The sequence below is a fragment of the Arthrobacter sp. 10T413_2 genome, from assembly GCF_056394205.1.
In genome coordinates this window covers 1-3390 of sequence record NZ_JBFTHK010000284.1, presented here as the reverse complement: position 1 = coordinate 3390, position 3390 = coordinate 1, and the positions used below count along the sequence as shown (strand labels likewise).

The 3390-nt window shown below is 63.6% G+C and carries 1 protein-coding gene; it reads left to right on the top strand.

Annotation, left to right across the window (positions count from 1 at the left end):
* Positions 1-2971: N,N-dimethylformamidase beta subunit family domain-containing protein (locus AC1DBQ_RS22500; protein ID WP_476930626.1), on the top strand; the 2971-nt coding region annotated here is incomplete at its 5' end.
* Between the last annotated feature and the right edge of the window lie 419 nt (positions 2972-3390).

Sequence of the window (3390 nt, the reverse complement as noted above, 5' to 3'; positions counted from 1 at the left end):
GTCCACGTCGTATCACATCGATGTGTACCGCCTTGGGTACTACCAGGGGCTGGGCGCCCGGAAGATCGCGTCCAACGTGCTCCCGAGCGCCGCGCTCCCGCAGACCCAGCCGGCGTGCGCGACGTTCTCCGCCACCGGCCTGATCGATTGCGGCAACTGGGGCGTTTCGGCCAGTTGGCAGGTCCCGGCCTCGGCCGTGTCCGGCGTGTATATCGCACGGCTCGTGCGCAATGATGCCACCGGCGTCAGCGTCGTTCCCTTTGTGGTCCGCGACGACGCCGCTCACTCAGACGTCATGTTCCAGACCTCGGATACGACGTGGCAGGCCTACAACAGCTACGGGGGGAACAGCCTCTACGCCTGCACGGTGTCATGCCCACCCGGCAGCCCGCTGGCGTACAAGGCGGCGTTCAAAGTCTCGTACAACAGACCGTTTAACTCAGCTGCGGATGACCAGGGCAGAAGCTGGCTGATGTATGCCGAATATCCGATGATCCGGTTCATGGAGGCCAACGGCTACGACGTGAGCTACATGAGCGGCCTGGACGTCGCCACCAAGGGAGCCTTGCTCCTGAACCATAAGTCATACATGTCCGTGGGCCACGACGAATACTGGTCTGCGGACCAACGAACCAATGTGGAAGCCGCGCGGGACGCCGGGGTTCATCTGGCCTTCTTTAGCGGCAACGAGGCCTTCTGGAAGACCCGCTGGGAACCCAGTTCGGACGGATCGAACACGCCAGGACGGACCTTGGTGTCTTATAAGGACACCCACTTCAACGCACCCACGGATCCCGTGGCGTGGACCGGTACGTGGCGGGATCCGCGTTACGGGACCGCCACGGGAGGAGGCAACCCGGAGAACGCCCTGACGGGACAGTTCTTCCTGGTCAATTCGGGCACCACGGACATCACCGTTCCCGCCAGCTTCGGCAAGCTTCGGTTGTGGAGAAACACCACGATTGCCGGGCTGTCCCCTGGAGCCACGGCCACGCTGGGCGCCGGAATAGGAACCCTCGGCTACGAATGGGACAGCGATTCGGACAATGGTTTCAGGCCTGCAGGGTCCTTTAAGTTGTCGCAAACGAACAGCACATCGGCGGAGGTCTTTACCGACTATGGCTCCAGCACCGCCAGCGGTCAGGCCGCAACCCACAACCTCACGACCTACAAGGCCGCAAGCGGCGCGTTGGTTTTCGGGGCCGGTACAGTGCAATGGTCCTGGGGGCTGGACGGGTTCACGACCGGGAAAGCCGCGGACAAGAACATGCAACAGGCCACGGTCAATCTCTTCGCAGACATGGGGTCACAGCCGGTGACCATCATTTCCGGCCTGACTGCTGCCCAAGCGTCAACGGATACCACCCCGCCGACGTCGGTCATCACCTCACCGGCGGGAGGTGCCACCATAGCYGATGGCACAGTGGTGACAATCAGCGGCACCGCTGCCGACACCGGCGGAGTCGTTGCCGGCGTCGAGATTTCGACCGATGGCGGTAAGACGTGGCGTCCTGCCACCGGAACAACAAACTGGACCTTCAGCTGGAATGCCCACGGCAGCCCAACATCCACGTTGCGGTCCCGCGCCGTCGACGACAGCGGGAACATTGAATCACCGGCCCCCGGTGCCGTCACGAACATTCCCTGCCCATGCTCATTGGTGGGCGTGCATTTCGCACCGGCGGCCCCCGACTCCGGCGATGCCAATGGCGTTGAGGTCGGTGCGAAGTTCTACACGGACGTGGCCGGAACGATCAGCGCCGTACGGTTCTACAAGGCCGCCAAGAACACCGGCACGCACATCGGAAACGTCTGGAGCATGTCCGGGCAACGCCTGGCCACCGCCACGTTCAGTGCGGAATCCGCCAGCGGCTGGCAAACCGTCTCCCTTTCTCCGGCTCTGGCGGTAACCGCCAACACCATGTACGTGGTTTCCTACTATGCGCCTGCCGGCCACTATTCCCAAGATCCGKGATTCTTCTTTAATCACCCCTCCGGACCTCCTGCCGGAAATAACAGCACCGACAGCGCGCCTCTGCATTTCACTCGCAGTCTGCCGGACACCCCTAACGGTTTCTACCGTTACGGAACTTCGTCCGCCTTCCCCAACCAGATCTACGACGCGGAATACTACTGGGTGGACGCCGTCTTTAGCCCGTCGGCTCCGGCGGCGCCGGTGGTGTCGTCGGTGTCTCCGGTGAATGCGGCGACGGGTGTGGSGGTGTCGGCGAAGCCTGCGGCGACGTTCAATCAGTCGGTGACGGGGTCGTCGGTGGTGTTCACGTTGAAGGACAGCGGCGGGACGGCGGTGGCCGGTGCGGTTTCGTATGATTCGGCGAGCAACACGGCGACGTTTRCTCCGGGCAGTGCCCTGGCGTACGGCATCACGTACACGGCGACGGTCAGCGGGGCCACGAACAGCACGGGCCAGACGATGGCGGCACCGTATTCGTGGCTGTTCACCACGGCCGCGGCTCCGGCGGGGTGTCCCTGCAGCGTGTTCAGCGTCACGTCTGCACCTGCCACCGTGACGGTGAACGACCCCAATGCCGTCGAGCTGGGGATGAAGTTCCGTTCCGACGTGGCCGGGACCGTCACCGGAGTCAGGTTCTATAAGGGAAGCAGCAATACCGGCACCCATACAGGCCATTTGTGGTCCGCTTCCGGGACGCTGCTGGCCTCGGTGACGTTCTCGGCTGAAACCGCCTCCGGCTGGCAGCAGGCCTCCTTCTCCAGCCCGGTTTCCATCACAGCCAACACGACGTACGTGGTTTCGTACCAGGCGCCGAACGGGTTCTATTCCGCCAACAGCGGCTACTTCAGCAGTGCCGCCGACAACGTTCCGCTGCATGGCCTGGCCAGCGGCACCGACGGAGCCAACGGCGTCTACCGGTACGGTGCCACTGCCTTCCCCACCAGCAGCTACAACAACACCAACTACTGGGTCGACGTCATCTTTAGCCAACAATAGCCGGACGCATAGGACGTGGACGGGTCCAGATKAKAACAGCTCCGAGTCMCCTCAGGACCGTAGTTCCCGATGTCCCGCCTCCGCTGGYAGCTACCCTCGTGGGGCGCCGGGCTCCCATGGTTCCGCGCTGCGGTATTACAGCAGGTCAGCAGGGGGTTGGGCGGCAAACGGCGGACCCACATGGATCCTGTGGATACCCACAAAGTTGACTMCGATGCTGTGGCCGGGGTTCCGGGGCGGTCCTAGAGTTCAAGGCGTATGGAAGCCCCGCAGGTTGGTGGTCCAGGTTCCGGACTGCCGCGGAGAGTCACCCCCGACGCCTCCACGTGCAAGGCGTATGGAAGCCCCGCAGGTTGGTGGTCCAGGTTCCGGACTGCCGCGGAGAGTCACCCCCGACGCCTCCACGTGCGAGCGGTTTC